26 protein-coding genes, 1 tRNA gene and 1 pseudogene are annotated in these 23,781 nt (G+C 62.6%); 8 read left to right on the forward strand and 20 right to left on the reverse strand.

Features of this window, described 5'->3' with window-relative positions:
* Window positions 1-64: 64 nt before the first annotated feature.
* Window positions 65-1,210, reverse strand: coding sequence for an acyl-CoA dehydrogenase family protein (locus tag ABX74_RS04210; RefSeq protein WP_007730036.1), 1,146 nt, complete (start codon window positions 1,208-1,210; stop codon window positions 65-67).
* Between the two features lie 140 nt (window positions 1,211-1,350).
* Between ABX74_RS04210 and ABX74_RS04215 the strand changes: the two genes are divergently transcribed.
* Both ABX74_RS04215 and ABX74_RS04220 read left to right on the forward strand, forming a co-directional pair.
* Complete coding sequence (locus ABX74_RS04215; protein WP_020970923.1) at window positions 1,351-1,950, forward strand: TetR/AcrR family transcriptional regulator; 600 nt, start codon at window positions 1,351-1,353, stop codon at window positions 1,948-1,950.
* A gap of 35 nt (window positions 1,951-1,985) precedes the next feature.
* Window positions 1,986-2,564: a hypothetical protein gene (locus tag ABX74_RS04220; protein WP_029256353.1), complete on the forward strand. Its 579-nt coding sequence runs from the start codon at window positions 1,986-1,988 to the stop codon at window positions 2,562-2,564.
* A 7-nt stretch (window positions 2,565-2,571) separates the two neighbouring features.
* On the opposite strand, the gene ABX74_RS04225 is transcribed toward ABX74_RS04220, so the two are convergent.
* A complete protein-coding gene (locus ABX74_RS04225; protein WP_029256354.1) occupies window positions 2,572-3,813 on the reverse strand; it encodes an RNA polymerase sigma factor in 1,242 nt (413 codons plus the stop codon).
* Window positions 3,814-3,819: 6 nt separating this feature from the next.
* Window positions 3,820-4,164 carry a YciI family protein gene (locus tag ABX74_RS04230; RefSeq protein ID WP_007730031.1) on the reverse strand — a complete coding sequence of 115 codons (345 nt, stop codon included), beginning with the start codon at window positions 4,162-4,164 and terminating at the stop codon, window positions 3,820-3,822.
* 140 nt (window positions 4,165-4,304) lie between these two features.
* On the opposite strand from ABX74_RS04230, the gene ABX74_RS04235 reads away from it, so the two are divergent.
* Window positions 4,305-4,781, forward strand: coding sequence for a DUF309 domain-containing protein (locus ABX74_RS04235; RefSeq protein ID WP_020970927.1), 477 nt, complete (start codon window positions 4,305-4,307; stop codon window positions 4,779-4,781).
* Entirely contained in the window at window positions 4,781-5,419 is a 639-nt protein-coding gene (locus ABX74_RS04240) for an LON peptidase substrate-binding domain-containing protein (RefSeq protein WP_029256355.1), read from the forward strand. The genes ABX74_RS04235 and ABX74_RS04240 overlap by 1 nt, the downstream gene beginning before the upstream one ends.
* A gap of 6 nt (window positions 5,420-5,425) precedes the next feature.
* Here ABX74_RS04240 and ABX74_RS04245 read toward each other — a convergent pair whose 3' ends face one another.
* The 5 genes and pseudogenes from ABX74_RS04245 to ABX74_RS04265 form a co-directional block, all read right to left on the reverse strand.
* On the reverse strand, window positions 5,426-6,241 hold the full coding sequence (locus ABX74_RS04245) for a mycofactocin-coupled SDR family oxidoreductase (protein ID WP_019745487.1): 816 nt from the start codon (window positions 6,239-6,241) through the stop codon (window positions 5,426-5,428).
* Between the two features lie 58 nt (window positions 6,242-6,299).
* Window positions 6,300-6,926 carry a lactate utilization protein C gene (locus ABX74_RS04250; RefSeq protein WP_029256356.1) on the reverse strand — a complete coding sequence of 209 codons (627 nt, stop codon included), beginning with the start codon at window positions 6,924-6,926 and terminating at the stop codon, window positions 6,300-6,302.
* Window positions 6,923-7,105, reverse strand: a pseudogene (locus tag ABX74_RS04255) ((4Fe-4S)-binding protein); the annotation flags it as partial. The gene ABX74_RS04250 and the pseudogene ABX74_RS04255, both read right to left, overlap by 4 nt.
* A 17-nt stretch (window positions 7,106-7,122) precedes the next feature.
* Window positions 7,123-8,643, reverse strand: a complete 1,521-nt coding sequence (locus ABX74_RS04260) for a LutB/LldF family L-lactate oxidation iron-sulfur protein (RefSeq protein ID WP_029256357.1) — start codon at window positions 8,641-8,643, stop codon at window positions 7,123-7,125.
* On the reverse strand, window positions 8,640-9,389 hold the full coding sequence (locus tag ABX74_RS04265) for a (Fe-S)-binding protein (protein ID WP_019745490.1): 750 nt from the start codon (window positions 9,387-9,389) through the stop codon (window positions 8,640-8,642). Before ABX74_RS04265 ends, ABX74_RS04260 begins: the two co-directional genes overlap by 4 nt.
* Window positions 9,390-9,487: 98 nt before the next feature.
* Between ABX74_RS04265 and ABX74_RS04270 the strand changes: the two genes are divergently transcribed.
* Both ABX74_RS04270 and ABX74_RS04275 read left to right on the forward strand, forming a co-directional pair.
* Window positions 9,488-10,198: a FadR/GntR family transcriptional regulator gene (locus ABX74_RS04270; RefSeq protein ID WP_029256358.1), complete on the forward strand. Its 711-nt coding sequence runs from the start codon at window positions 9,488-9,490 to the stop codon at window positions 10,196-10,198.
* A gap of 53 nt (window positions 10,199-10,251) precedes the next feature.
* Window positions 10,252-10,325, forward strand: a tRNA-Met gene (locus ABX74_RS04275).
* A gap of 97 nt (window positions 10,326-10,422) precedes the next feature.
* Here ABX74_RS04275 and ABX74_RS04280 read toward each other — a convergent pair.
* Genes ABX74_RS04280 through ABX74_RS04315 form a run of 8 tightly spaced genes read right to left on the reverse strand, consistent with a single transcriptional unit; the run spans window position 10,423 to window position 17,398 of the window.
* Complete coding sequence (locus tag ABX74_RS04280) at window positions 10,423-11,049, reverse strand: TenA family protein (RefSeq protein ID WP_029256359.1); 627 nt, start codon at window positions 11,047-11,049, stop codon at window positions 10,423-10,425.
* Window positions 11,046-11,798, reverse strand: a complete 753-nt coding sequence (locus tag ABX74_RS04285; RefSeq protein WP_003939869.1) for a glutamine amidotransferase — start codon at window positions 11,796-11,798, stop codon at window positions 11,046-11,048. The genes ABX74_RS04280 and ABX74_RS04285 overlap by 4 nt, the downstream gene beginning before the upstream one ends.
* On the reverse strand, window positions 11,791-12,840 hold the full coding sequence (locus tag ABX74_RS04290; RefSeq protein ID WP_003940279.1) for a phosphotriesterase: 1,050 nt from the start codon (window positions 12,838-12,840) through the stop codon (window positions 11,791-11,793). The genes ABX74_RS04285 and ABX74_RS04290 overlap by 8 nt, the downstream gene beginning before the upstream one ends.
* Window positions 12,837-13,880 (reverse strand): ABC transporter permease, encoded by a 1,044-nt coding sequence (locus ABX74_RS04295; RefSeq protein WP_003939698.1) that lies wholly within the window; start codon window positions 13,878-13,880, stop codon window positions 12,837-12,839. Before ABX74_RS04295 ends, ABX74_RS04290 begins: the two co-directional genes overlap by 4 nt.
* Window positions 13,877-14,647 carry an ATP-binding cassette domain-containing protein gene (locus ABX74_RS04300; protein ID WP_003939830.1) on the reverse strand — a complete coding sequence of 257 codons (771 nt, stop codon included), beginning with the start codon at window positions 14,645-14,647 and terminating at the stop codon, window positions 13,877-13,879. Before ABX74_RS04300 ends, ABX74_RS04295 begins: the two co-directional genes overlap by 4 nt.
* 2 nt (window positions 14,648-14,649) lie before the next feature.
* Entirely contained in the window at window positions 14,650-15,657 is a 1,008-nt protein-coding gene (locus ABX74_RS04305) for a substrate-binding domain-containing protein (RefSeq protein ID WP_019745494.1), read from the reverse strand.
* The gene (locus ABX74_RS04310) at window positions 15,654-16,553 is read right to left on the reverse strand and encodes a carbohydrate kinase family protein (protein ID WP_029256361.1); all 900 of its coding nucleotides are present in this window, start codon (window positions 16,551-16,553) and stop codon (window positions 15,654-15,656) included. Before ABX74_RS04310 ends, ABX74_RS04305 begins: the two co-directional genes overlap by 4 nt.
* Window positions 16,554-16,555: 2 nt before the next feature.
* Window positions 16,556-17,398, reverse strand: a complete 843-nt coding sequence (locus ABX74_RS04315; RefSeq protein WP_029256362.1) for a BtpA/SgcQ family protein — start codon at window positions 17,396-17,398, stop codon at window positions 16,556-16,558.
* A 234-nt stretch (window positions 17,399-17,632) separates the two neighbouring features.
* Here ABX74_RS04315 and ABX74_RS04320 point away from each other — a divergent pair, with 234 nt between their 5' ends.
* Complete coding sequence (locus tag ABX74_RS04320) at window positions 17,633-18,658, forward strand: LacI family DNA-binding transcriptional regulator (protein ID WP_019745496.1); 1,026 nt, start codon at window positions 17,633-17,635, stop codon at window positions 18,656-18,658.
* Here ABX74_RS04320 and ABX74_RS04325 read toward each other — a convergent pair.
* From ABX74_RS04325 to ABX74_RS04340, 4 genes are all read right to left on the reverse strand, one after another.
* Window positions 18,619-19,701 (reverse strand): M20/M25/M40 family metallo-hydrolase, encoded by a 1,083-nt coding sequence (locus tag ABX74_RS04325; RefSeq protein ID WP_047888305.1) that lies wholly within the window; start codon window positions 19,699-19,701, stop codon window positions 18,619-18,621. The two genes, ABX74_RS04320 and ABX74_RS04325, sit on opposite strands and share 40 nt — an antisense overlap.
* 26 nt (window positions 19,702-19,727) lie before the next feature.
* Entirely contained in the window at window positions 19,728-20,345 is a 618-nt protein-coding gene (locus ABX74_RS04330; RefSeq protein WP_041815307.1) for a sortase domain-bontaining protein, read from the reverse strand.
* On the reverse strand, window positions 20,317-22,011 hold the full coding sequence (locus tag ABX74_RS04335; protein ID WP_047888306.1) for a hypothetical protein: 1,695 nt from the start codon (window positions 22,009-22,011) through the stop codon (window positions 20,317-20,319). Before ABX74_RS04335 ends, ABX74_RS04330 begins: the two co-directional genes overlap by 29 nt.
* A gap of 133 nt (window positions 22,012-22,144) precedes the next feature.
* A complete protein-coding gene (locus tag ABX74_RS04340; protein WP_047888307.1) occupies window positions 22,145-22,717 on the reverse strand; it encodes a peroxidase-related enzyme in 573 nt (190 codons plus the stop codon).
* A 154-nt stretch (window positions 22,718-22,871) separates the two neighbouring features.
* Between ABX74_RS04340 and ABX74_RS04345 the strand changes: the two genes are divergently transcribed.
* Window positions 22,872-23,750, forward strand: a complete 879-nt coding sequence (locus ABX74_RS04345) for an AraC family transcriptional regulator (RefSeq protein ID WP_047888308.1) — start codon at window positions 22,872-22,874, stop codon at window positions 23,748-23,750.
* Window positions 23,751-23,781: the final 31 nt, after the last annotated feature.

The raw sequence follows: 23,781 nt of genomic DNA on the forward strand, positions 1-23,781 counted from the left end.
GGAAGTGACGTATGGACTGCAGTGACGTATCGACTGCAGTGACATATGGACTGCAGTTGCGAAATTACAGGCCGAGATCGCGGCCGATGAGTTCCTTCATGATCTCGTTGGATCCGGCCCAGATCTTGGTGACGCGGGCGTCCATCCACGCGCGAGCGGCGCGGTACTCGGTCATGAAGCCGTAGCCGCCGTGCAACTGAACACAGTGATCGAGGACCTCGTTCTGCACCTGCGCGGTCCACCACTTCGCCTTGGCGGCGTCGATGGCGGTCAGCTCGCCGGCAGCGTGTGCTGCGACGCAGTTGTCGACATAGGCCTGGGTGACCTCGATGCGGGTGACGAGATCCGCAAGAAGGAATTTGTTCCACTGCAGCGAGCCGATCGGCTGACCGAAAGCCTTGCGGTCCTTGGCATATTGCAGCGTCTCTTCGAGGATCGGAGCGGCGTGCGCGATGTTGGACACCGCAGCGCCGACGCGCTCCTGCGGCAGCATTTCCATCATGTGGATAAAGCCGCGGTCGATCTCACCGATGATGTTGGTGGACGGCACGCGAACGTTCTCGAAGAACAGTTCGGCGGTATCGGACTCGTGCTGGCCGACCTTGTCGAGCTTGCGTCCGCGCTCGAAACCTTCCATGCCGGTTTCGACGGCAAAGAGCGTGATGCCCTTGGACTTCTTCTCGGGACTGGTCCGCGCCGCCACGATCACGAGATCGGCGTTGTAGCCGTTGGTGATGAAGGTCTTGGAGCCGTTGATGATCCAGTCGTCGCCGTCCTTGACCGCAGTGGTCTTGAGCGAGGCGAGGTCGGATCCGCCGGAAGGCTCGGTCATGCCGATGGCCGTCAGCATCTCACCGGTGCAGAACTTGGGCAGCCAACGCTGCTTCTGCTCTTCGGTGGTGAGCTGAACGAGGTACGGAGCAACGACGTCGGCGTGGATACCGAAGCTCGAGGCAACAGCGGCACTGGCACGCGAGAGTTCTTCGGCCAGAACAGCGTTGAAGCGGTAGTCGCCGGCTTCGCTTCCGCCGTACGCCTCTGGAACCTCGAGTCCGAGGAAGCCGTTGCGTCCCGCTTCGAGCCAGATTTCACGATCGATGAAGCGCTGGTCGATCAGCTTCTCTGCGACCGGAAGGATGTTCCGGTTGACGAATTCGCGGGCAGATTCGCGAAATGCCTCGTGATCGGGTCCGTACAGAGTGCGACGCATGACGAGTTGCTTCCTTTCGGCGTGGCAATGCCACACGTAACGATGTTCCTAAGCATTCGCTTAGAATCTAAGCATCTGCTTATAGTGAATCGAGAGCGGGATATTGTCAACATCGAAATCCGTCACACCTGGAGGAAACCGTGAGCGATTCACCTGACGTGGTGATCAGCCCCTCCAAAGCTGCGGCCCGTATCCGCGCGGCAGCCGTGGACGCTTTTGCCTCCGCGGGCTACGGCGGCACCACCACGCGTGACATCGCCGCACGACTCGACATGAGTCCCGCCGCCATGTACCCGCACTATCGCTCGAAAGAAGAGCTGCTTTTCGCGATCAGCTTCGAAGGGCACACCGAAGCGTTGAAGGTGGTCGAGGGCGCCGACAGACCGGGTGAAGAGCCGTCCGTTCGCCTCCAGGAACTGGTCAGCACCTTCGCCAGTTGGCAGGCCGGGCACCACTCACTCGCTCGCGTCGTCCAATACGAACTCACTGCACTCACACCAGAGCACTACCGAACCGTCGTCGCGCTTCGCCGCAGCACGACGCGGGTGGTCCGGGAGGTTGTCGACGCCGGCGTCCAGTCGGGCGACTTCACGATCCCCGATGCCGAAGGCGTCACCCTCGCCTTGATGTCCCTGTGCGTCGACGTGTGCCGCTGGTTCCCGGCCGGCAATTACACGAATCCGGAAGACATTGGAAAACTGTACGGAGACCTGGCATTGAGGATGGTGGGCGCCGCCTGAATCAGGTGACACCGACCGCAGAAAGGACTCGGCCAGTGGCCAACCGCACCTATCTCTACTCGACCCCTGTTGCTCCGCATGAGAATCCGGCTGCCGCTCGCGCCCGAGGTCTCACCGGTATCTCCGAGTGGTCGTACGCGATTCCGCTGGTCCCGAGGATCCTTGTGTCCGTGAATCCCTTCGCCCACCAGTCGGTCATCTGGGACGACACCCCAGACCTGATCGCGGTCACCGCGGCCTGTGGTCCTGGTATCGCCCGGCTCGAAGACTTCCTCGGCAGAATCGATCACCCCGAACTCGGCACGATGGCCGGCGATGCGCTGCGTTTCCTGCGCAGCCACACCGAGCCCGACCACTACTTCGTCCTCGAGTGTGGCGAGATCTTCGACATGGACGACGAACCGTTCGCCGAACAGGGTACGGCCCTGATGACCGGTCTGGCGGACATCGACGCCGAGATGGAGGCGGCGCTGGCCACGCTCGCACCCGCCAAGCCGCGCTTCTGGGAGCGGCTGTTCACGCCGACTCAGGAGAGCGTCGAGGAACCGCTACGCGACCTCGGCCTCGGTTACTGGTCCGAGACCCTGTACTTCGATCTCGACGTCCCGCAATAACCACCGATCAGTCAGATATCTCACCGAGCCGACGCTCCAAGTAGGCCCGCTCCGGTTCCGTACCAACCAGATTCAGCGCACGTCGGTATGCAGACATTGCCGCGTCGGTGCGCCCCAACCGCGCGAGCAGTTCGGCGCGCGCGAGGTGATACGGGTGGTAGTCGGCAAGTTTGGGCTCCGCTGCCAGTTCTTCCAACGCTGCCAGCCCAACCTCCTCGCCGTCGCGCATCGCCAGCGCCACTGCCCTGTTGACTGCGACGACAGGCGAAGGCGTCAACGTGAGGAGCACTCCGTAGAGCGCGCAGATCTGCGGCCAGTCGGTGCTCTCCACATCCGCCGCCTCGTCATGCAATGCGGCGATGGCAGCCTGCACCCCGTACGGCCCCGGCGCTCCCCCGGTCAACGCGACCACGACGAGGTCGCTGCCTTCCTCGATCATCGGCTGGTCCCAGCACCCTCGATCCTGGTCCTCGAGGAGGACGATCCCGCCACCGGCGTCAGTACGGGCATCTCGACGCGCGTGGACGAGGAGCATCAACGCCAGCAACCCGGCGATCTCGCGCTCATCGGGAAGCAAAGCGCGCAAGATCCTCGCCAGCCTGATCGCCTCTACCGCTAAGTCGACGCGTTGCAGATCCGGACCCGAACTGGCGGCATACCCTTCGGTGAACACCGAATAGATCACCTGCAGAACACCGGGCAGACGGTCCGGGAGTTCTTCGGCGCTGGGAGTTCGGAAGGGAATCCGAGCCTGACGTATCTTCTTCTTCGCACGCACGATCCGCTGCGCCATGGTCGCCGAAGGCACGAGGAAGGCCCGAGCAACCTCGGGCGTCGTCAACCCGCCGAGGCAACGCAAGGTGAGTGCGATTCGGTCGTCCTCGGCCAGCGCAGGGTGCGAGCAGGTGAAGAACAGCTGCAACCGCTCGTCGGGAAGTTCTCCGTCGACCGTGGGCGGCGCCGGGTCGGCACGATCGGCGTCCACCTGCATCACCGCCAATCGCGCCGCATAGGCCTGATCACGACGAAGCCTGTCGACGGCTTTGCGACGCGCCGTGGTCAGCAGCCAGGCGCCGGGTTTGGCCGGCACTCCGTCCACCGGCCAGTGCACCAACGCGGCCTCGACGGCTTCGGAGGTAACTTCCTCGGCCAGATCCAGGTCACCGAAACGGCGGACGAGCGAGGCCAAGAGTCGTCCACGTTCCTCCCGGAACACTGACTCGATGGAGTTCTCGGCCTGCTCGTCCACGGCGAATCAGTCCCCGAACCCGGCCAGCGGACGCACCTCAACGCTTCCACCGTCGCGCGCGCCGGGGCACCGCGCGGCCCAGGCCAGCGCCGCATCCAGATCAGGAACGTCGATGACGTCGTAGCCGCCGAGGATCTCACGGGTTTCAGCGAAGGGTCCGTCGGTGACGGTCTTTTCCCCGGACTGCGAGACCCGAACCGTCGTCGTAGTCGTCAGGTCGGCGAGGGCATCGCCGGACACCCAGATACCGGCATCCTTCATTTCCTTGTCATATTGCTGCCAGTCCTCGAACGTGCACTGGGGTTCGGTGTCTCCGCCGGGTGCGGTGTAGATGAGCAACATGTACTTCATGACTGACTCCTTGGTCTGTTGTTTCTCTTCCGGCCTTCTTGCCTTACAACATGACGACGAACGGTTCTCCCCGGAATCGACAGGCGACTCGAAAAAACTTTCGGCGGGTTCGTCCGAGATGCTGCCGTTAGGCTGAGTGTATGACCGAACGCGACCGGGACGCCGCTGGAAAGCCCCTCAATTCGCGGCCCCGCGACGGACTCGGCCGTCCACTGCCACGTGACGCAGCGGGCGGCGTCCCGCGCATTCCCGACGATGTGCGCCTCCCGCCGGACGAGTCGATCACCGAGGCTCAGCGTCTTCTCGACCACGGGATGCCTTTTCACGCGCACGAAATTTTCGAAGGAACGTGGAAGGACGCTCCCGCCGAGGAGCGTGACCTGTGGCAGGGACTGGCTCAATTGGCCGTCGGGCTCACCCATCTACTTCGGGGCAACAACACCGGTGCCGTCTCACTCCTCGGCCAGGGTCACGACCGCATCAGGCACTACGAAGTGGAAAGTCCGCACGGCCTCGACATCCCCGGCCTGCTGATGTGGTCCGAGCACCTGCTCGCTGAAATCGATCGCCCCGGCGATTTCCCCGCCCCTCCGATTCCGAGGTTGAGAATCCCCTGATGCCCATCTTCCCCATGTTTCCGCTCGGCTCTGCATTGCTTCCGGGTGAGGTGTTGCCACTGAACATCTTCGAGCCTCGGTACCGCGCACTGGTAGAGAACGTTCTCGAAGCTGCCGACGGCCCACTGTTCGGAGTAGTGCTCATCGCTCGTGGCCACGAGGTCGGTGGCGGCGAATCACGCCACGACATCGGCACTCTGGCTCGGATCGAGTCTCATGTCGCAATGGGCGCCGGACGGTATCAGTTGTATTGCCGGACCGAAGACCGCATCCGCGTCAATCGCTGGCTACCGGACGATCCTTACCCACTCGCCGAGGTCGAATTGTGGCCTGACGAGAACAACGGAACACCTGTCACCGCTTACGAATACGACTCTCTCCTCGAGCGCATCGAGTTCATGTACGGAATGCTGGGAAAGCTCGCACTTCGGGCCGGCGAACAGACTCCGCGAATGCCCGTCCCACCGGATCCCTTGGATCCGCTGGGTTCTCGGCTGTATGCCCTCGCCAGGAGCATTCCGATGGGTGACGCCGATCGCCTGGCGATTTTGACCGCGCCAGGCGCCGACGAACGTATTCGCACGCTCTCGGAGGCGGTCGAGAACACCATCGAGGTGGCGCAGTTCAATCTGCTCTGAGCGCGACTACGCCATCGTCTGACCCATGTCGATGACGATCTTCGTCCCGGTGACCGCGCGGGAGAGGTCCGTCGCAAGGTAGACCACGGCGTTGGAGATGTCCTCGACGGTGGTGCGTGGGACGGACGTGAGCGGCCACTTGTACGAGTTCATGTACTCCGGATGAGTAGTGAGCACCTTACCCACGTTGGGATCGTTACCCATCTCAGTCTCCACCGCGCCAGGGTGGATGCTGTTGACTCGAATGTCGAAGCTACCCAATTCCGTTGCCGCAGTGCGAGCCAAACCCACGAGACCGTGCTTGGCCGCCGAGTAGTGCGCACAACCAGGCGCTTCGGCGACGCCGGCAGCACTGCTGACGATCACGATGGAACCACCGTTGCCCGCCTCGATCATCGAGGGAACCGCAGCCGCCATCGTGCGCCACACACCATTGAGATTGATGTCCACCAGCGTCGACCACTGTTCTTCCGGCATCTCCCAGAAACGATTCCACGTAGCGATGCCCGCATTGGCGATCACGACGTCGAGGCGACCGAACTTGTCGACGCCCGACGCCACCGCCGCCCGCAGCGCCTCGAGGTCACGCACATCCGCTACCGCGGTGACGATCTCGCGCCCCTCTGCTCGCACGAGACGGGCCGTTTCTTCGAGGTCGGCTTCAGTTGCGGCCGCGTAACCCACGTCTTCAGACACCGACGCGCACACGTCGACAGCGATGACGTCGGCACCTTCCTGCGCGAGTCGGATCGCGTGATTGCGTCCCTGACCCCGCGCTGCACCGGTGATGAAGACGACCTTGCCTGCCAAGAGTTGTGTCATGGCCGGGACGTTAGACGCTGATGTGGCCCGCTGCCCCTGAGTTCCCGCTCGGCGGGAATCAGCCATCCACGATCACGACGTGCAGATTTCGCGGACCGTGTACACCTTCGACGCGTTCGAGTTCGATGTCGGAGGTTGCCGACGGGCCGCTGATCATGGTGGTGGGACGCTGCGGCGTCAGCCGCGCAATCGCCTCCGGCACTCCCACTTCCACACTGCTGCGATACACGACGCAGATGTGTGTGTCCGGTACCAGAGTCAACGCACGACGTCCCTGCTCCGGACCGGCGTCGAGGAAGATGGTGCCGGTCTCGGCGCACGCTACCTTCGAGCCGGTGACAACGGCGTCGAGGTTCTCGAGTTCAGGAGCCGGTACGTCCGGGCTGTCCACCACCAGCGTTCCGTCGAATCCGGCTACCCATGATCGGTCGAGGCCGGCGGGGATTCCCAGTGTGTGTAGACCGTGCACCCTTAGTATTCCGGTGACGGTCTCGGCGATTTCCATCGCCGCGCACTGGTGGACGTGCGCCTTGTAGTCCTCGAGGCGGTCGACGAACAAATCGATGAGCTCCCCGTCTGGCATGGTTCTGCCAGTCCGGTAGTTTCGCGGTATCTCGCCTTCGCAGGCGGGCGCCAAGGTGATGGCATCACGAATACGTCCGAGCACCAGTTCACGTGAATTCATCTGTCTGCCTTCCCGTCACGACGAGCCTCGTCCAATGCCGCGCGGCCTTCGTCGGAGTCCCACCAGGATCGGAAGGTCTGCTTGGGTGGAGCGGGAATGTCTCTGGCAGCTGTCCAACCGTTCAATGGAGGTGGCAATGTGGAGATCTTCCCCTTCTTGCCGGCCACGACGCGTCCGAGCACCAGTTCACGTGAATTCATCTGTCTGCCTTCCCGTCACGACGAGCCTCGTCCAATGCCGCGCGGCCTTCGTCGGAGTCCCACCAGGATCGGAAGGTCTGCTTGGGTGGAGCGGGAATGTCTCTGGCAGCTGTCCAACCGTTCAATGGAGGTGGCAATGTGGAGATCTTCCCCTTCTTGCCGGCCACGACGCGTCCGAGCCCGGCAGCTTTCTGAGCCAGCGTCCACCGGCCCTCGGTCGACATCGCCAGAGATGCGGCTTTCATCGCCAAAGACTCTGCCGTGACACCGGATTGCTCGACCTTCTGGTGACGCAATTCGACGAGCAGCGAGGGTATGTCGATCTTGACCGGGCAGGCGTCGAAGCACGCACCGCACAGACTCGAGGCAAAAGGAAGAGTCGAATTCGGATCGTCTTTGCCATGCATGCCCGCGAGCTGCGGAGTCAGTACCGCGCCGATCGGTCCCGGATAGGTGGATCCGTAGGCGTGGCCACCGGTGCGCTCGTAGACAGGGCACACGTTCAGGCACGCCGAGCACCGTATGCAGCTCAGGGCTTCCCTCCCGATCTTGTCGGCAAGCGCGGCGGTCCGGCCGTTGTCGAGGAGGACCAGGTGAAATTCCTGTGGACCGTCGTCAGGCGTGACGCCGGTCCACAGGGAGGTGTACGGGTTCATTCGCTCCCCTGTCGACGACCGCGGCAACAGTTGAAGGAAGACCTCCAGATCCTGATAGGTCGGCAGAATCTTCTCGATGCCCATGACGGTGATCAGTGTTTTCGGCAGCGTCAGGCACATTCGCCCGTTGCCCTCCGACTCCACGACGGTCAGAGTGCCCGTGTCCGCGATGCCGAAATTGGCGCCGGATACGGCGACGGGCGTCGTCATGAACTTGTGGCGTAAGAACTTTCGTGCAGCTTCGGCAAGTTCGGCCGGGTTCTCCCCGAGGTTCGGATCGACATCTGGCATCTCACGCAGGAAAATCTCGCGAATCTCTGACCTGTTGCGATGGATCGCAGGAACCAGGATGTGCGACGGTTTGTCGTGGCCGAGCTGGACGATCAATTCCGCGAGATCGGTCTCGTAGGCGATAATTCCCTGGGTTTCGAGATGCTCGTTGAGACCGATCTCCTGCGTTGCCATCGACTTGACCTTGATGACCTCGTCGGAGCCGGTGGCTTTGACAAGCTCGGTCACAATGGCGTTGGCCTCGTTGGCATCCGCTGCCCAATGCACCTGCCCACCGCGAGCGACTACTGCAGCTTCGAACTGTTCGAGCAGTTCCGGCAACCGCGCCATGACGTCGGCCTTGATCGCCGAACCCGCATCCCGCAGCTCCTCCCAATCGGGGAGCTCTCCAGTTACGTTGATGCGCTTGGCACGGATGGTATGCGTTGCCTTGCCGATATTGCGTCGCAGTTGCGCGTTGGCCAGCTCGTGATGTGCTGCGACAGGGAACTTCTCAGTACCTCGCAGGAACCCTGCACCTTCGGGTGACCTCGGCGGAAAGCTGGGCAGACCCAGCGTCACAGCGCTCATGCGTGCACCCGGCTTTCCACCGATGCCAGAATCTCCGCGAGGTGAATGGTCTTGGCGCCCATCTGCAGTCGTGACATCCCACCGCCGATGTGCATGAGACAGGACGAATCTCCGGCGCTGCAGAACTCTGCGCCGGTGTCGGCCACATGGCGAATCTTGTCAGCCAACATGGCCGTCGACGTCTCGGCGTTCTTGATGGCAAACGTGCCGCCGAAGCCGCAGCAGGAATCTGCTTCCGGGAGTTCGACCAGATCGATGTCGCGGACGTTGCGCAGCAACTGAAGTGGTTTGTCTCCCACTCTCAACATGCGCAGTGAGTGACAGGTCGGGTGATAGGTGACCCGGTGCGGGAAGTACGCGCCCACATCGGTGACACCGAGAACGTCCACGAGGAATTCCGAAAGCTCGTACGTCTTTGCCTTCACTGTCTGCACCTGCCCACACAGCGACGCGGTGCCGTAGCGCTCGGCAACGATCTCGTGTTGATGACGGATCGAACCGACGCACGATCCCGATGGTGCGACAACGGCGTCGATCGACGCATCACCGAACGTATCGGCGTAGTTCGCGACCAGTGGCAGCGCGCCCGGCTGGTAGCCGGTGTTGACGTGCATCTGCCCACAGCAGGTCTGCCCGGACGGAAACACGACGTCGTGCCCGAGACGGGTGAGCAGGAGGGCGGTGGCCTTGACGGCGTCGGGAAACATCGTGTCCCCGATGCAGGTGGCGAACAGCGCTACTCGCATGTGGTTCCCCGCAATCTGTCGGTGTGGTCTGACCACAGTAATACATCCCCGGACAGGCCACCCCGTTAACGGCGTCCACCCGGTTATGCTCTTGCCTCATGCCGACCGAGCCGAGCCCGCGAGCGTGGGAACAAGTACTGAGCCACCTCGAACGTCGGCTCGTTTCAGGCGAGGTGTCTCCTGGCCAGCGCCTGCCGGGAGAGAGAATTCTGGCAGCAGAGTTGGGCGTCGGACGGTCATCGGTCCGAGAAGCGTTGCGGGTCATGGAAGCACTCGGCCTCCTCAAGGCGCAGACTGGCTCCGGCCCGACGTCCGGCGCGATGATCGTGGCCAAACCGACCGGCGGCATGACCATGCTGATGCGGATGCAGGTTGCAGCACAAGGATTTCCGGTCTCGGATGTGGTGAAGACACGACTCGTTCTCGAATCCGAGGTGATGCAGTCCCTGGCATCGCGGACCCCGACGCCCGACCTCAGCACGGCCGTCGAACTGCTCGACTCGATGGATGACGTAGATCTGTCGGCCGAGGAATTCCTACTACTCGACGCGCAATTCCACGTAGCGCTCGCCGACGCGGCGGGCAATCAGGTGATCGCAGCCATGATGACCGGCCTACGAGAGTCCATCGAGGCCTACGTTCTCGCGGGCGTGCAGATCGACAGCTGGCCGAGCACCTGCATGCGACTGCGTCACGAACACCGAGGATTGGTCGATGCGGTCAACGCGGGTGACGGCGAACTCGCACGTCAGCGCATAGTCGGACACATCCGCGGTTACTACTCGGAAAGCGCTCACTCCAGCCGGTGACAGGGGGTGGTAATTGCACCTCCAGAAGTCGTGTACTGTTGGTTTCACACCGACGCGGGGTGGAGCAGCTCGGTAGCTCGCTGGGCTCATAACCCAGAGGTCGCAGGTTCAAATCCTGTCCCCGCTACAAAGAAGAGGCCCGTAGGTTGCGAAAGCGACCTACGGGCCTTTTGCTGTGCGCCTTTATTAACCGCCGGGGGTTAATAAAGGCGCACAGCAGTAGCTCACACCGCCACGTTGTGAAAATCGATCTCCGCGGCCAGCATGCCGGAGAACCACCGATCCAGGTCCTCGTCGGTGACGGACTCGGGCATGGCGTCCACCTCGCACGCCAGCACCGCCACCTGAGACACGAACGGCGGAGCGACATGCATGTCTACCCAGTCCTGCAACGCTGGTTCGCGCTGTACGTTCACTGCCGCCGCCTCCCGGCACCACGACAGATACAGGGTTTCCGCGGCGTACATGCCCACCAGGGCCGCCGCCCTGCCCTCTTCGCCAGCGAGGGTCAAGGCATGCGTCGACAGCACAGACGACTCCTCGACCAGAGCCGCTGCGTCCCCCGCGTACGGGAAGCGGGAACGCAACTGCGCGAAATACTCGCGCTGTTCGCCCACCAGGTTCGACATCGACGTCACGTGGTCGAGCGCGTCGTCGAGCGTCGGGGATTCGGCGACCACCAACCCCAACACCTTGACGGCCGTCAGTACGAATGCCTCTTCGATCACGAGGTACCGGCGGAATCCCTCATCACTCAACGTCCCGCCGATGGTGTCCTCGATGAATGGAACCGCCCGCGCGGCAGCGAGATTACTCTGCTGCCGCGCGAGCAGGTCTGAGGAGCGACTCATTCGCCGGCGACCCAACTGATCAAGCCGTCGAACAGGTCGGTGTATCCAGGCCACTGCTCACAGAACTCCGGCGGAGCCCAGTGCGGCGAGCAGTCCGAGGTGAAGACGATCGACCGTCCGGCGCCGTATTCACCGGCAGCGACAAGCGGATCGCCGTTGATGGTGGCGGGAACCACGGCACCGTCCTTCGCGACGACGCGGTTGTATCCCAGGAGCGCCGGCCAGGAATCGCCGGCACCACCGAGAGCCGGGTGAGCAGCATCGACGACGGTGGGAACGATCCCGGCCGGTGTCTCGACGCGATCGTCTTCGGCCAGCATCGTCACGGGTAGTACCTCGGCGATCGCGGTCTGGCGGAAAGCTGCTCGCGCCTGGAACCCGGAGAACGAGAGGTAGCCACCGATCATCATCAGTGAGCCGCCGGCGTTCACCCAGTCACGAAGCGCGACAAGGCGATCCTCCCCGGCGCGGAACTGGTCGAAGACACCGGGAGCCAACTGCAGCGAGTTCGCTCCGATGTCGGAGAGAACGACGACGTCGAACTGGGACAACGCTTCTGCGGTACCGGGGAACTGCGTGGGCACCAGGTGTGCGGGCATGTGTGTCACGTCGTGGCCACGTGAGGTGAGCGCATCCCGAAGCGGACCGACTCCCTCGACGTAGGAATGGACACTGAACTCGTCGACGCCCTTGACGTGCGTCGACGTCGTCATCCAGCTCTCGCCGGCGATCAGTACTCGTTTACCCATGACTGCTTCTGTTTCCTTTCGCGGCCTGCTCGAAGAGCGACCTCGGGTTGTCTCGCATCAGTGCGGACACTTGCTGGGGATCTACGCCTGCGCGCACCAACCGGGCGGCGAAGGCGAGTGGTACGTAGGAGAATCCGTTTCCGCCGTGCTTTCTGAGCATTGATTTGAGGAAGAGGTCGTGACTGAGCAGGAGCTGTGATGCGTGGCCGGAGGTGACCAATCCGGCTACCGCAGTGGCTGTTTCCGCCGGATGCGGCGAAAGACCCTCGCCTGGGAAATCGAAAGGCATCCCGATCATGTCGAACTCGAGAAAGACACCGCGGTCGGCGAGCGATCGTTGGTAGTCGGCGTCGTGTCCGGACGGGTCCATGTGGCACAGGACCACTGCTTGCGGATCGACGCCCATCTCGTCGACCACGATGTCGACGACGTGATGTCCGACGCGCTGCCATCCCGGAAGGTGGACGAACAGGGGCACGTCCACCTCGCGCTGGGCGATGCATGCCGCCCTCAACGCTTTCGCCTCGTTCTGAGTGAAGAGCGGGGAGACTCCGATCTCCCCGATCACGCCAGGTGCCAATTCCTTTGCCGGATCGAACTCCTCGACGAGCGAACCTGCCAGATCGTCGACACCGAGTTCGTGGACCTCGACCGGATGGGTCGTCTCGAGGTACCACCCTGAACCCATGATCACTCGCACGTCTGACTTTCGCGAGAACTCCGCCAACTTCTCCGGTGCCCGGCCCAGTCCCGGCGGTGTCAGATCAACGATCGTCCGACCACCGAGGCGGGCGAAGTCCACAAGGTCTTCCACCACGGCCGCTGCGTCGTCGACTCGACAATTGTCGAGACTGTAATACGGATTGTCGTGAAGAAGCCAGGCATCCTCGGCGCGCACCGGACCGGCCAGCCGCTGTGCCACAACCGGATCCGGGGCCTCGGTGTACGCACCGGTGACGTCGTTGTGCAGATGTTCGTGTGGGAGAACCAGTCCGAGTTCCGAACTGTCCACAGTTCCCGTGACAGTACGAACCTTGCTCATGAACGTGCAGGCCCCGAGGGTGCGGACTGCAGGTGTCGCCACAGCGCGCTCAGGGTGTGTCCCCGCATGTTGATCCAGATGGCCAGTAGCAGAACGACACCGGTGATGATCGGCGTCAGGAACGGGCTCACACCGAGCAGGGTCAGTCCGTTGGCGATGATTCCGGTCAGGACAGCGCCGATGACGGTACCGATCACGGTGCCGCGACCGCCGAAGAGGTTGGTGCCACCGAGAACCACCGCGGTGATCACCGTGAGCTCGAATCCCGTTGCGGAGTTGGCCGAACCCGAGCCCAGTCGAGCCGCGATCAGCAGTCCCGCGATACCGGCAGCCAAGCCGGTGAAGACGAGCGTCATCATGAGCACACGACGCGTGTTGACGCCGGACCGTCGCACGGATTCGACGTTGGATCCGATACCGGTGACGTAGCGCCCGAAGCGCATGCGGTTGAGCGCAATTGCTCCGATGACCACGACGACGAGAGCAATCCAGGCGCTGGCGGAGAACCCGAGGAACTCAGCAGTTCCGAGCTTCGCGAAGTAAGTGTCGGCCGGAACCGGAACGGAGAATCCTTCGGTCCGATACAGCGCGATACCGCGAATGACGGACATCGTCGCCAGAGTCACGATGAACGGCGGAATGCCCTGATAGGCAGCGAGCCATCCGTTGACCAGGCCCCAGGCCGCACCCATCACCGGGGCGGCGACGAAGACCAGGGACGAATCGACGCCGGCCTGGATAAGCTCGGCACTCATCGCCGCGACGAACGCGACGATCGCACCGACGGACAGGTCGATCTGACCTGCCGTGATCACGAAAGTCATCGCCACCGCGATGATCAGAACCGGAGCGATCTGGGTTGCCAGGTTCGACAGGTTCGTAAATGTCAGGAACGACGACGTGGTCGCCGAGAAGACGGCTGCGACAGCAACTGTCACCGCCAGCATCGCGAGGGTGGGCTTGTTGACGCTGTCCCACAAGGAGGGTTTCGCGGCGAGCTTGCGCTCGATCGGCGCCTGGGTCTTCTCGAGAGTGGTCATGCCGTGGCTCCCTGTGTTGCTGCCGATGTCCGTTGCGGCACCGGAGTTCGAGTGATGAGTCCGACGAGGGACTCGATGTTCAGGTCGCCGATCGGAACATCGTCGACACTCTGTCCCTCGTACATGACCGTGATTCGGTCACATACGCGGAACAGGTCCTGCAGGCGGTGTGTCACGAGAATGACGCCCACTCCGGCCGCTGCGACGTCCGTGATCAGCTTGAGCACCGACTCGACCTCGGCGACGGCAAGCGCTGCGGTGGGCTCGTCGAGGATCAGTACGTCTGGCCGAAAGGAAACAGCGCGGGCGATCGCGACGGTTTGCCGCTGCCCGCCGGACAGTTGCCCGATCTCCTGGTAGGTCGACTTCACCTTGACATGAAGGTCGGCGAGAATGTGAGCCGCCTTCTCGTGCATGGCATGCCGGTCGAGGAATGGACCTTTTCGCGGTTCTCTGCCGAGGAACAGGTTGCTCGCGACGTCGAGCGTGTCGCACAGCGCCAGGTCCTGGTAGACGATGCCGATCTTCTTCTGCTGCGCGTCGAGCGGCGTCGAGAAGCGCACTGGTTCACCGTTGACGCGCATTTCGCCGCCGTCGTGCTGGACGGCGCCCGCGAGGATCTTCATCAGGGTGGACTTGCCGGCGCCGTTGTCGCCGACGACTCCGAGTACTTCACCCTTCGCCAGCCGAAGGTCAACTCCTTGAAGGGACTTCACCGGTCCGTACGACTTGGTGATGCCCGAGAGTTCGATCAGTGGAGGTGCCATGATTACTTCTCCAAGTAGTACATGTAGTCGGCTACGTTCTCCGGGGTCACGATCTGGGTGGGGACGGGGATGTTCGCCGGAGCGCCGCGACCACAAGCCAGGTCGATTGCCGAATTCATTGCCTCGTGGCCGAATTCGAAGGTGTTCTGCTGGACCACGCCTTTAAGCCAACCGGCTTTGAGTCCGCCTACCGCCTGATCCGAAAGATCCCAACCGACTGCTTCGATGCGATCCTGCGCCTTCTGACTGTTGACCGCCGCAACGAGTCCGATCAAAGCCGGCTCACCGGTTGCGTAGACGTACTTCATGTCGCCACCGCCGGTCAGCAGGTTCTCCGCTGCGGTCTGTGCGTTCTCCTGAATGTTACGTCCGTCCACGACGGTGCCGACGGTCATTCCGCGGCCGGTCACGGTCTCCGTGAAGCCCTTCTGCCGCTCCAACTGGACAGTGCTGTTGAGCGCGCCGACGATACCGACCGTTCCGGTGTTGTTCGCGACGTCGGCCAAGGTGTTTCCGATCTTGGCACCGCCCTCGGCATTGGCCGTACCGACCTGAGTCGACAGCGCCGGATCGTCGATGGTCGCGTCGACCGCGACGACGGGGATGCCCGCGTTCTTGGCCTTGACCACCGACGGCTTGATTCCGTCCGTGTCGATTGCATCGACGATGATCGCGTCGACTCCGGCGGCGATCAGATTGTCGAAGGCGTTGGCCTGCGCCACGGAATCGTCGTTGCCACTGATGATCTGCAGGTCGACACCTGCCTTGTCCGCGACGTTCTTGGCGGCATTGTTGATCTGGTTGAAGTACAGCGCCTGAAGGTTGATGGTCACCAGACCGACCTTGAGCTTGCCGTTCGTCCCGTCGCAGCTTTCGGCGACTCGGGTCGGCTGCGGGATGGACGAGCCACCCGATGCGTCCTTCGAGTCACTCGACGAAGCCGAGTCACAAGCGGTGAGCGTGAGCGCGACTGCAGCTCCCAGCGCCAGAGGCAATGCACGTTTCATCATCGAGTCTCCAAAAGGGTGTGAGGGGTCAATGTTGCTGTGAAGCTGTCCAATTCATCTCGGGTGGGGCATCCGCGGGGTCCGGCAGTGGCGCAAGCCAAGGCAGCCGAGGCTCCCGCGAGTCGTGCAGCGTCCACCGGTGAGCGCCCGGCGTCGACAAAAGCGATGTACGTACCGCCGAAGCAATCACCGGCCCCGACGGCATCGACGACGTCGACCGCTACTGCCGGTTCGCTCGTCACCTCGCCGTCCGGTGTGGCCAGTGTCCAACCTCGCGAGCCGTCGGTCACCAGCAGGTGTGTGTTGTGCTCGGCGGCCAGTGCCTGCCACTGATCGAAACCGATCCCGAACTCGCCTTCCCACAGGGCACGCCCTACGACGACGTGGTCAGCGAGCGCGAATGCGCGCAGTGCCGCGGCTTTGTTTTCACAACCGTCCAGATCGATTACCAGACTTACGCTTCCCGGCAATCCCTCTGGCAGGAAGCCCGCACGGTATCCGTCGAGGAACAGCCGTCCACCACCGGCAGCAGCCAATCGGGTGATGACAACTCCGATTCGTTCGGCATCGTTCGGGTCGTCTTGACTGATGATGGAGCGATCGCCGTCCTGCGCGATGAGTACAACTGCCGTTGACAGGAACGCATCTCGCGGCGACCAACTGGTGTCGACGCCGTCAGCCTCGAGGGCTTCGAGAAACTCGGTGGATCGCGCGTCCGGGCCCACGGCACCGGCAAAGATCACCTGCGCGCCCATTCGGGCTGCGGATACCGCAGCATTTGCATTCATTCCACCGTCGATCTGACTGATGGCCGTTGCCTGCACGCGCTCTCCGAGCACCGGCACATGTGGAACATGTACCGTCACATCGTTGTTGGCGTATCCACAAAAGACAATCATGGTTACTTTCCTGCGGCCCGGGACACTTCGCGGACCTTCTCGCCTGCGACCCGTCCCCACCAGCGTCCATTGTCCTTGACCGAGGATGCAACTATGGCGCCGTCGCATTCCTTCATCAGCGCTGCGACATTGGCAGCCGTGATGCCGGATCCGATGATCACGGGAAGAACGGTGTTGTCTCGGATCACGGAAACCTCGTCGACCGAAGCGGCGTCACCGGTGCGCGAACCGGTCGCGATCAGGACATCTGCGTCGAAGAACTCGGCGTCTTCGGTCTGTTCCGCGACGGTGCGGTCCGCAACAATGGCATGCGCACCATGCTTGACGTGCACGTCAGCGAAGATCCGGACCGGGTCGGCGCCGATGCGATGGCGAAAGCGCGTCGTCTTGGCCGCCTGACCCTCGATGAAGCCCTCATTGGCAATGTAGGCATTGGCCCACTGATTGACGCGCACAAAACTCGCGCCTGCCGCCCACGCCGCGGCCACTCCGCACTCGCCGGCGTTGGACAGGATGCTGACGCCGACGGCCTTGCCGAACTCGCCGACCACCGCTGCCGTGATGACTCCCATGCTGGCGGCGGTTTCGTATCCGTGTTCGCCGGGCTTGAGGAACGGTATGTCCCAGTGATTTTCGACGATCACACCGTCGAAACCGTTGTCGACGTACGCGTGCGCTTCCTCCACAGCGAAGCGAGCAATTTCCGAAACCGGCTGCCCGGTGTAGTGCGGGCTGCCCGGCAGAGCAGGGAGGTGGATGGCCCCGATGAGAGAAGGCGTGCCGGTGAACATCTCTGCCAACGCCGAGGGCTTGGGCGGAAAGACTCCGAGCGGTGATGCGGTCACTTCAGCTACCCCATTCCATGCGCAAGATTTGCGCTGTATGTCCATGCACAAGATCTGCACACGATGTAATCGATTGCCCTGATGAATTAGCAGGTTATGCGATCAACACCGGGTTGTGTCAAGGATTTCACAATTCGAATTTGTAAACGATTGCCTCAATCGCGTTACATGCGGGACACTGGACCGTGCGGTTCGATAACCTCGGACCCGAATCGAGCAGAAAACGGGGGACGCATGCGCAAGGCGACCATTCGCGATGTCGCGGAACTGGCCGGGGTCTCGACTGCCACCGTGTCGCGGGCACTGTCCGGATCCCGCCCTGTCTCGGACGAGCTTGCAGCGACGATCAAACGAGCCGCGGATTCTCTCGGATACTCGGGAAACATCATCGCCAGCTCACTGCGTCGTAATCGGACGGACACTGTCGGCATGGTGGTTCCCAGTATCGCGAATCCCTTCTTCACTTCGCTGGTGGTCAATGTCGAACACGTCCTGGCTCAGCGCGGCCTACAACTGTTCCTGTGCGATTCTCGTTCCGATCCCGACGTGGAAGCGCAGCGGCTCAAGTCGCTCGTCTCGCGGCAGGTGGACGGAATCATCATCAGCCCGTGCCACGGCGAATTGAGTGCCGAAGCAGTACGAGCCAGCGCAGCAACGCTTCCGGTCGTTCAACTGGACCGGTTTGCAATGGATACCCAGACGGACTGGGTCGGTGTCGACGACGACGCCGCTCAATCACTCGTGATGGAGCATCTGTCCGAGCGCGGCGCGCGATCGGCTGCCTTCATCAGTTCCGAGCTGACCAATTCGTCGACCGAACTTCGCCGGGCCGGATTCTTCCGCCATGCGGATCGAATGGGAATCGAAACTCGTGACGAGTGGACACAACTCGGCGAGTATTCGATCGAATGGGGACGCACGGCGTCCAACACCATCCTGACCGGCAAGACTCGCCCCGACGCCTTGGTCTGCGCCGACGACCTGATCGCGCTCGGTGTGCTGCAGACCTGCCACGCATTGGGCATCGACGTCCCCGGCGACGTTCTGGTCACCGGTTTCGACAACATCCCCTTCTCCGAACTGTGCAATCCGCCGTTGACCACCGTCGGACAGCCGCAGGAGAGAATCGCGGAAGAAGCTGTGCGACTTCTGGATCAGGCGATGAACAACTCTTCCGAGTCGACAGCCCACATTGCGCTTGCTCCTGAACTGATTGTCCGTCAGTCCACCGTCGGCCAAGCAGCAGCCACCGCACCGTAAGCCGCAATGGCATCGTCCAGTTCCGAGACCTTGACGCTTTCGTTGGCTGCATGCATCAACGAGGGAGTGCCAGGGCCCCAGATCACGACGGGAGCGCCGGGGGCGGCCGCTGCCAGCACCGAAGCGTCGGTGAAGTACGAAACCGGTTCGGTTGCAACAGGGATCGGCAAGGTAGCCAACCACGGATCCGACGCGTCGGTACGCACACCTCCCAGGTGAATCGACGTCTCCACCGAGTCGACTTCCGGTTGGGCGCGCCACCATGCAAGCAGGTCTGCGCCGTCTCCCACCGTGCGGTGATCGATCACCGCACGTGCATTGTCCGGCACGATGTTCGGAGCCGAACCGCCGCCGACCAAACCGAGGTTCCAGGTTTCGGCGCCCAGAAACGCGTCGGACGACAGCGGAAGCTCACGCCGAGCTCGATCGACGACGTCAAGCAGTTTGAGGACAGCGTTTGTTCCTCGCTGCGGCGTACTCCCGTGCGCGGCTTTTCCTTTGACGGACACTTCGAGCCACAGTGCACCGCGGTGCCCCAGGTTGATGCGATTGCCGGTCGCCTCGGGAACGATGACAGCCCCGACCTCGAGATTCGCCACGGCGTCGGCCGAACGAACGGCCCCGAGCGATCCGATTTCCTCGTCGCTCGTCAGCAGTAGTGCGACCGGGACTCCACGTTCGAAAGCGTCGACAACCGCGGCAGTAGCGGCAACAAGGCCGGCCTTCATATCCGATGTCCCTCTGCCGAGGAACAATTCGCCGTCGACCTGTGCGGCGTACGGGTCGAACCCCCAGTCGGAGACAGTGCCCACTGGCACCGTGTCCACGTGGCAGGCGAACAGGAGTCTGGCTGCCGAGGGTGCAGCTTCGTTGGTGATCAAGGCCCAGGGATGATTGCCGGTCAGGTCTGACTCCACCTTCGCCTGTGGCGCACGTGAGAGAACCAACGAGACAATCGAATCCATCGCCCGCCGTTGAGGAGCGGCCTCCCCCGAGACCGTGTCGAGAGCTACCAGTTCCGAGAGAAGTCCGAGGGAATCCATGTACCTATTCTTGCACTGCCACGGATTCAGTGCGCTGCCAGCTGGGCGATGACGACGTAATTGTCGTCGGTCGACTCTCCTTCGACGACATCACAATTGGCGAGGATCAACCGTCCCGGAACCGATTCGCGCAACTCGTGAGTGCCCAGCAGCGAACCTTTGTGCAGCGGCCCGACGGTTTCGACGTCGTACTCGAGTGTGCCGTTCGGTGTAGCCAGGAGAATTCGATCGCCCGGCTCCACTACCCGGAGCGCCCGGAACGGTGCTTCGCGAGTGGTGTAGTTGTGCCCGACGACAACAACGGTCTGTGTGGTTTCCGTTCCCGGCATTCCGCTCTCGCCCCACCACACCGGCAGTTCGTCGACGGGATTCAGTTGCTGCCCACTCTCGCCGCCGCGCATCAGTTTCTCCGAGTGCAACGGACTGCTCAGGTACGTGACCCCGGACGCAGACCTCAACTCGATCCTCTCGGGTTCTGCCGGATCGACGGTCACCGAAGCCGGTGCAGCCGCGATATGCGACTGCACCGGCGAGCGGTCAGGTAGCGATCCCGCATTCTCGCCCGAACATCCGGATGCGAGGAGGGTGAGGATCGCTACCGCCGAGAGGCCGGCGCTACGCAGACGTGTTGCCCGGGCCGTCATGACGCTTGCGACGAACAACCACCGTCGTAGCTGCTGCGGCGGCAGCGCCCACGACTCCGACGCCGATCAGTACAGCCGGCAGGTTGGAACTGCTGCTGCCGCTGGTGCTGCTTGCAGTGTCACCGAGAGCAAGTTCGACGGGGGGCAGGCTTCCTGCAAGTGCCGGATCGCCGTCGGCATCGGTGACGTAGTAGTCGACGACGTCGAAGGCGCCCTTGTTGTTGTAGTAGCCGACCAGCTTGACGCCGGTCTTGTTCACTACAGCGGTGGTCTCGTCGACCTTCGTGACCCCGGAGCCGTCGTCGGTGTGCTCACCGATGATCACTTCACCGCCGACGCCTGTTCCGTTGTCGATCTCCTTCTCGCCCTTTGCCTTGAGCTCGTCGACGATCTTCTGCGCTGCATCCGCTTCGGCTTTCGCGGCGGCCGCGGCGGCCTGAGCTTCCTTGGCCTTTGCTGCTGCGGCGTCGGCTGCGGCCTTCGCGTCTTCGGCGGCCAGGTAGAGATCCTGCGCCTTCTTACTCGCTGCTTCGGCAGCTTCGGCCTTCTTGGCGGCTTCGGCAGCCTTTTCGTCGGCGATTGCTCGCTTGTCGGTGGCAGCCTCGCCCGCAGCATCGGCCTCGGCCTGGGCCGTCTCCGCGGCCTTCTGCGCAGCGGCGGCGTCCTTCTGTGCGGAAGCTGCGGTAGCTGCCGCTTCATCAGCAGCCTTACGGGCGGCGGTAGCAGCTTCTACCTCGGTGGCGGCTGCGGACTCGGCTGCCTTGGCCGTAGTTTCGGCGGCGGTGGCCACCTTCTGAGTTTCCTTGACGGTGATCGCGAGCTGCTTGGCATTCCAAGCTGCGGCCAACGCCTGAGCCTTTGCGGCGAGTCCCTTCGCGATGTCCCAGTTCTTGAAGGCTTCCTCGGCTTCCTTGTTCTTGTCCGCAACCAGCTTGGCGTTTGCATCCGCGGCAGCCTTCGCCTCATCGGCTTTGGCCTGCAGAGCATTAGCCTCGGCGCGAGCCTGTGCCGCCTCCTCGGTCTTGGTCCCCGAACCGGCGGCCTTCGCAGCTTCCTCGAGTTCGGCAGCCTTGGCTGCGGCGGCGTCTGCTTCTGCCTGAGCTGTTTTTGCTACCTCTTTCGCATCGGCCGCTGCGGACTCCGCAACCTTGGCTGCCTCTTCGGCTTCCTTGGCAGACTGTTCCGCGGCCCCTGCCTCCGCCTTGGCCTGGGTCGATTCGACCGCCGCCTTGGTTGCCTCGACGCTCGCCTGAGTCATTGCCTCGGTCGCCTTCACCGAAGTGTCTGTCGCTGCGGACGAGTCGACCCCTGCCGTCGCGGCTGCTTCGGCGGCCTTCGCTGCCGCGTCGGCTGCTGCTTGGGCTTTTGCTTCGGCTTCCGCCAGTGCTGCGGCGTCCGTACCTGCGGTTTCGGCACTGCCCGCGCCCGCGACCCCGGCTTCAACCTTCTCGGGTGTGGTCTCGGTGCTCGTCGCCGCGTCGGCGTCGGTGGTGGCAGCTGCCTCTTCCTCGGCGCAGGTCACCAGCGGATCGGCACTCGGGGTACACACGGTTTCGGGCTCTGCCGATGCAATTCCTGTGCCGCCCACCGCCAATCCGAGAGCTAGTACGGCACCGGCGGCCGCAGAGCGGACCCTCCGAGAATGGGCGATGGACTTCTCCGACATAGCGCTCAACCTTTCGGCCTTCTTTACGAAGACGGCAATTCCGGCGTGGACAGCCTTTACTTCGTCGGCTGAGTTCCAGACGTTACGACCGGTCGGTCCGAAAAATTGAGAGCTTATGTTCGGGACGCAGGAATCAGGACCGCGGAATGCGCCCCATCAGGTAGAACTCCGGATTGGGCAGCATGCCGGAGAAGCTCGCCATGCGATTGCTCAGCCCGAAGAATGCAGTGATCGCGGCGATGTCCCACGCGTCCTCGTCGCCGAAGCCGTGCACACGAAGGGCGTCGAAGTCGGCGTCGGCGATTTCGTGCGAGGCGGAGTTCACCTTGGTGGCGAAGTCGAGCATCGCGCGCTGACGATCGGAGATCTCTGCGGTGCGATAGTTGACCGCAACCTGGTCGGCAACCAGCGGCTTCTTCTCGTAGATACGCAGAATCGCGCCGTGCGCGACAACGCAGTACGTACATTTGTTGGCCGCAGAGATCGTGGTGACGATCATTTCTCGATCGCCCTTGGTGAGTGCGGAATCTTCCTTGAGCATGATCGCGTCGTGGTATGCGAAGAATGCCCGGAACTCGGCTGGCCGCCGAGCGAACATCAGGAAGACGTTGGGCACGAACCCTGACTTCTCCTGGATCTCGAGAATCCTGGCGGCGATGTCCTCGGGCACCTCGGTCAATTCAGCCTGCGGAAAACGGGTGCTCACTGTGCCTCCTGGTCAACCATCGATGTTCGATTCAAGATAATGATGATTAACTGAGTTGTCCAGATGCATTTCCTGCCCTACTTTTTCGGGCACGGATAGTCGGGTACGGCCCAAGTGATCTGCGTAGCGTGAAACCCGTGAACAGGAAGACACGATGATCGACGGACTGAACCGCGCGCTCGACTACATCGAAAACAATCTGAGCGGCGAGATCGACACAGCCGAGATGGCAAGGCTGGCAACCACCTCGGAGTATCACTTTCGGCGGATGTTCTCGGCCCTGGCCGGCATTCCCGTATCCGAATACATCCGTCGACGTCGACTCACCCTGGCCGGTGCCGAGTTGTCCGTCAGCAGATCAGGAGTGTTGGAGACCGCCGTGAAGTACGGCTACTCGTCCGCGGAAGCCTTCACACGAGCGTTCACCGCATTTCACGGCGTGAGCCCCGGCGCGGTCAAACGCGCTCCCGCCGTTCTCAAATCACAACCGAAACTTGTCATTCACGTGACGTTGGAAGGAGCCACACCGATGGACTACATGCTTGTGGACAAACCTGCCCTGACGGTAGTCGGGTTCAAGACCCGGGTTCCACTGGTTCACGAAGGTCCCAATTCTGCGATCGAAGATTTCACCCGCTCCGTGGACAAGGTTGCGCTGCGCGGTTTGCGCGAGCTGTCCGATCAGGAACCGGCGGGAATCGTCAGTGTCGTCGACAATTTGGCGCATCCCAGAACCGAAGGTACAGAACTGGATTACTACCTGGGAGTGGTCACCGGCAAACCTTCACCCACGGGTTTCGATGTGCTGACGGTCGACGCACACACGTGGGCCGTGTTCACCGCCGACGGGTCGGCAATCGAATCTGTGCAGTACTTGTGGCGAGATATCTACACGGAATGGTTCCCGGCCAACCCTTTTCGCTCCGTACCTGGTCCCGAGATCATGCGTACCGAATACAACGACGATTTCACCGTCGCGCGGTTCGAGCTCTGGATTCCGGTCGAGAGCGAGCTGAACGACGTCGGGGCGTAAAACAGCCGCCGGGTCGGATGGAAGTCACGAC

The sequence above is a fragment of the Rhodococcus sp. ARP2 genome, from assembly GCF_001029585.1.
Taxonomy (GTDB): Bacteria; Actinomycetota; Actinomycetes; order Mycobacteriales; family Mycobacteriaceae; genus Rhodococcus_F; species Rhodococcus_F erythropolis.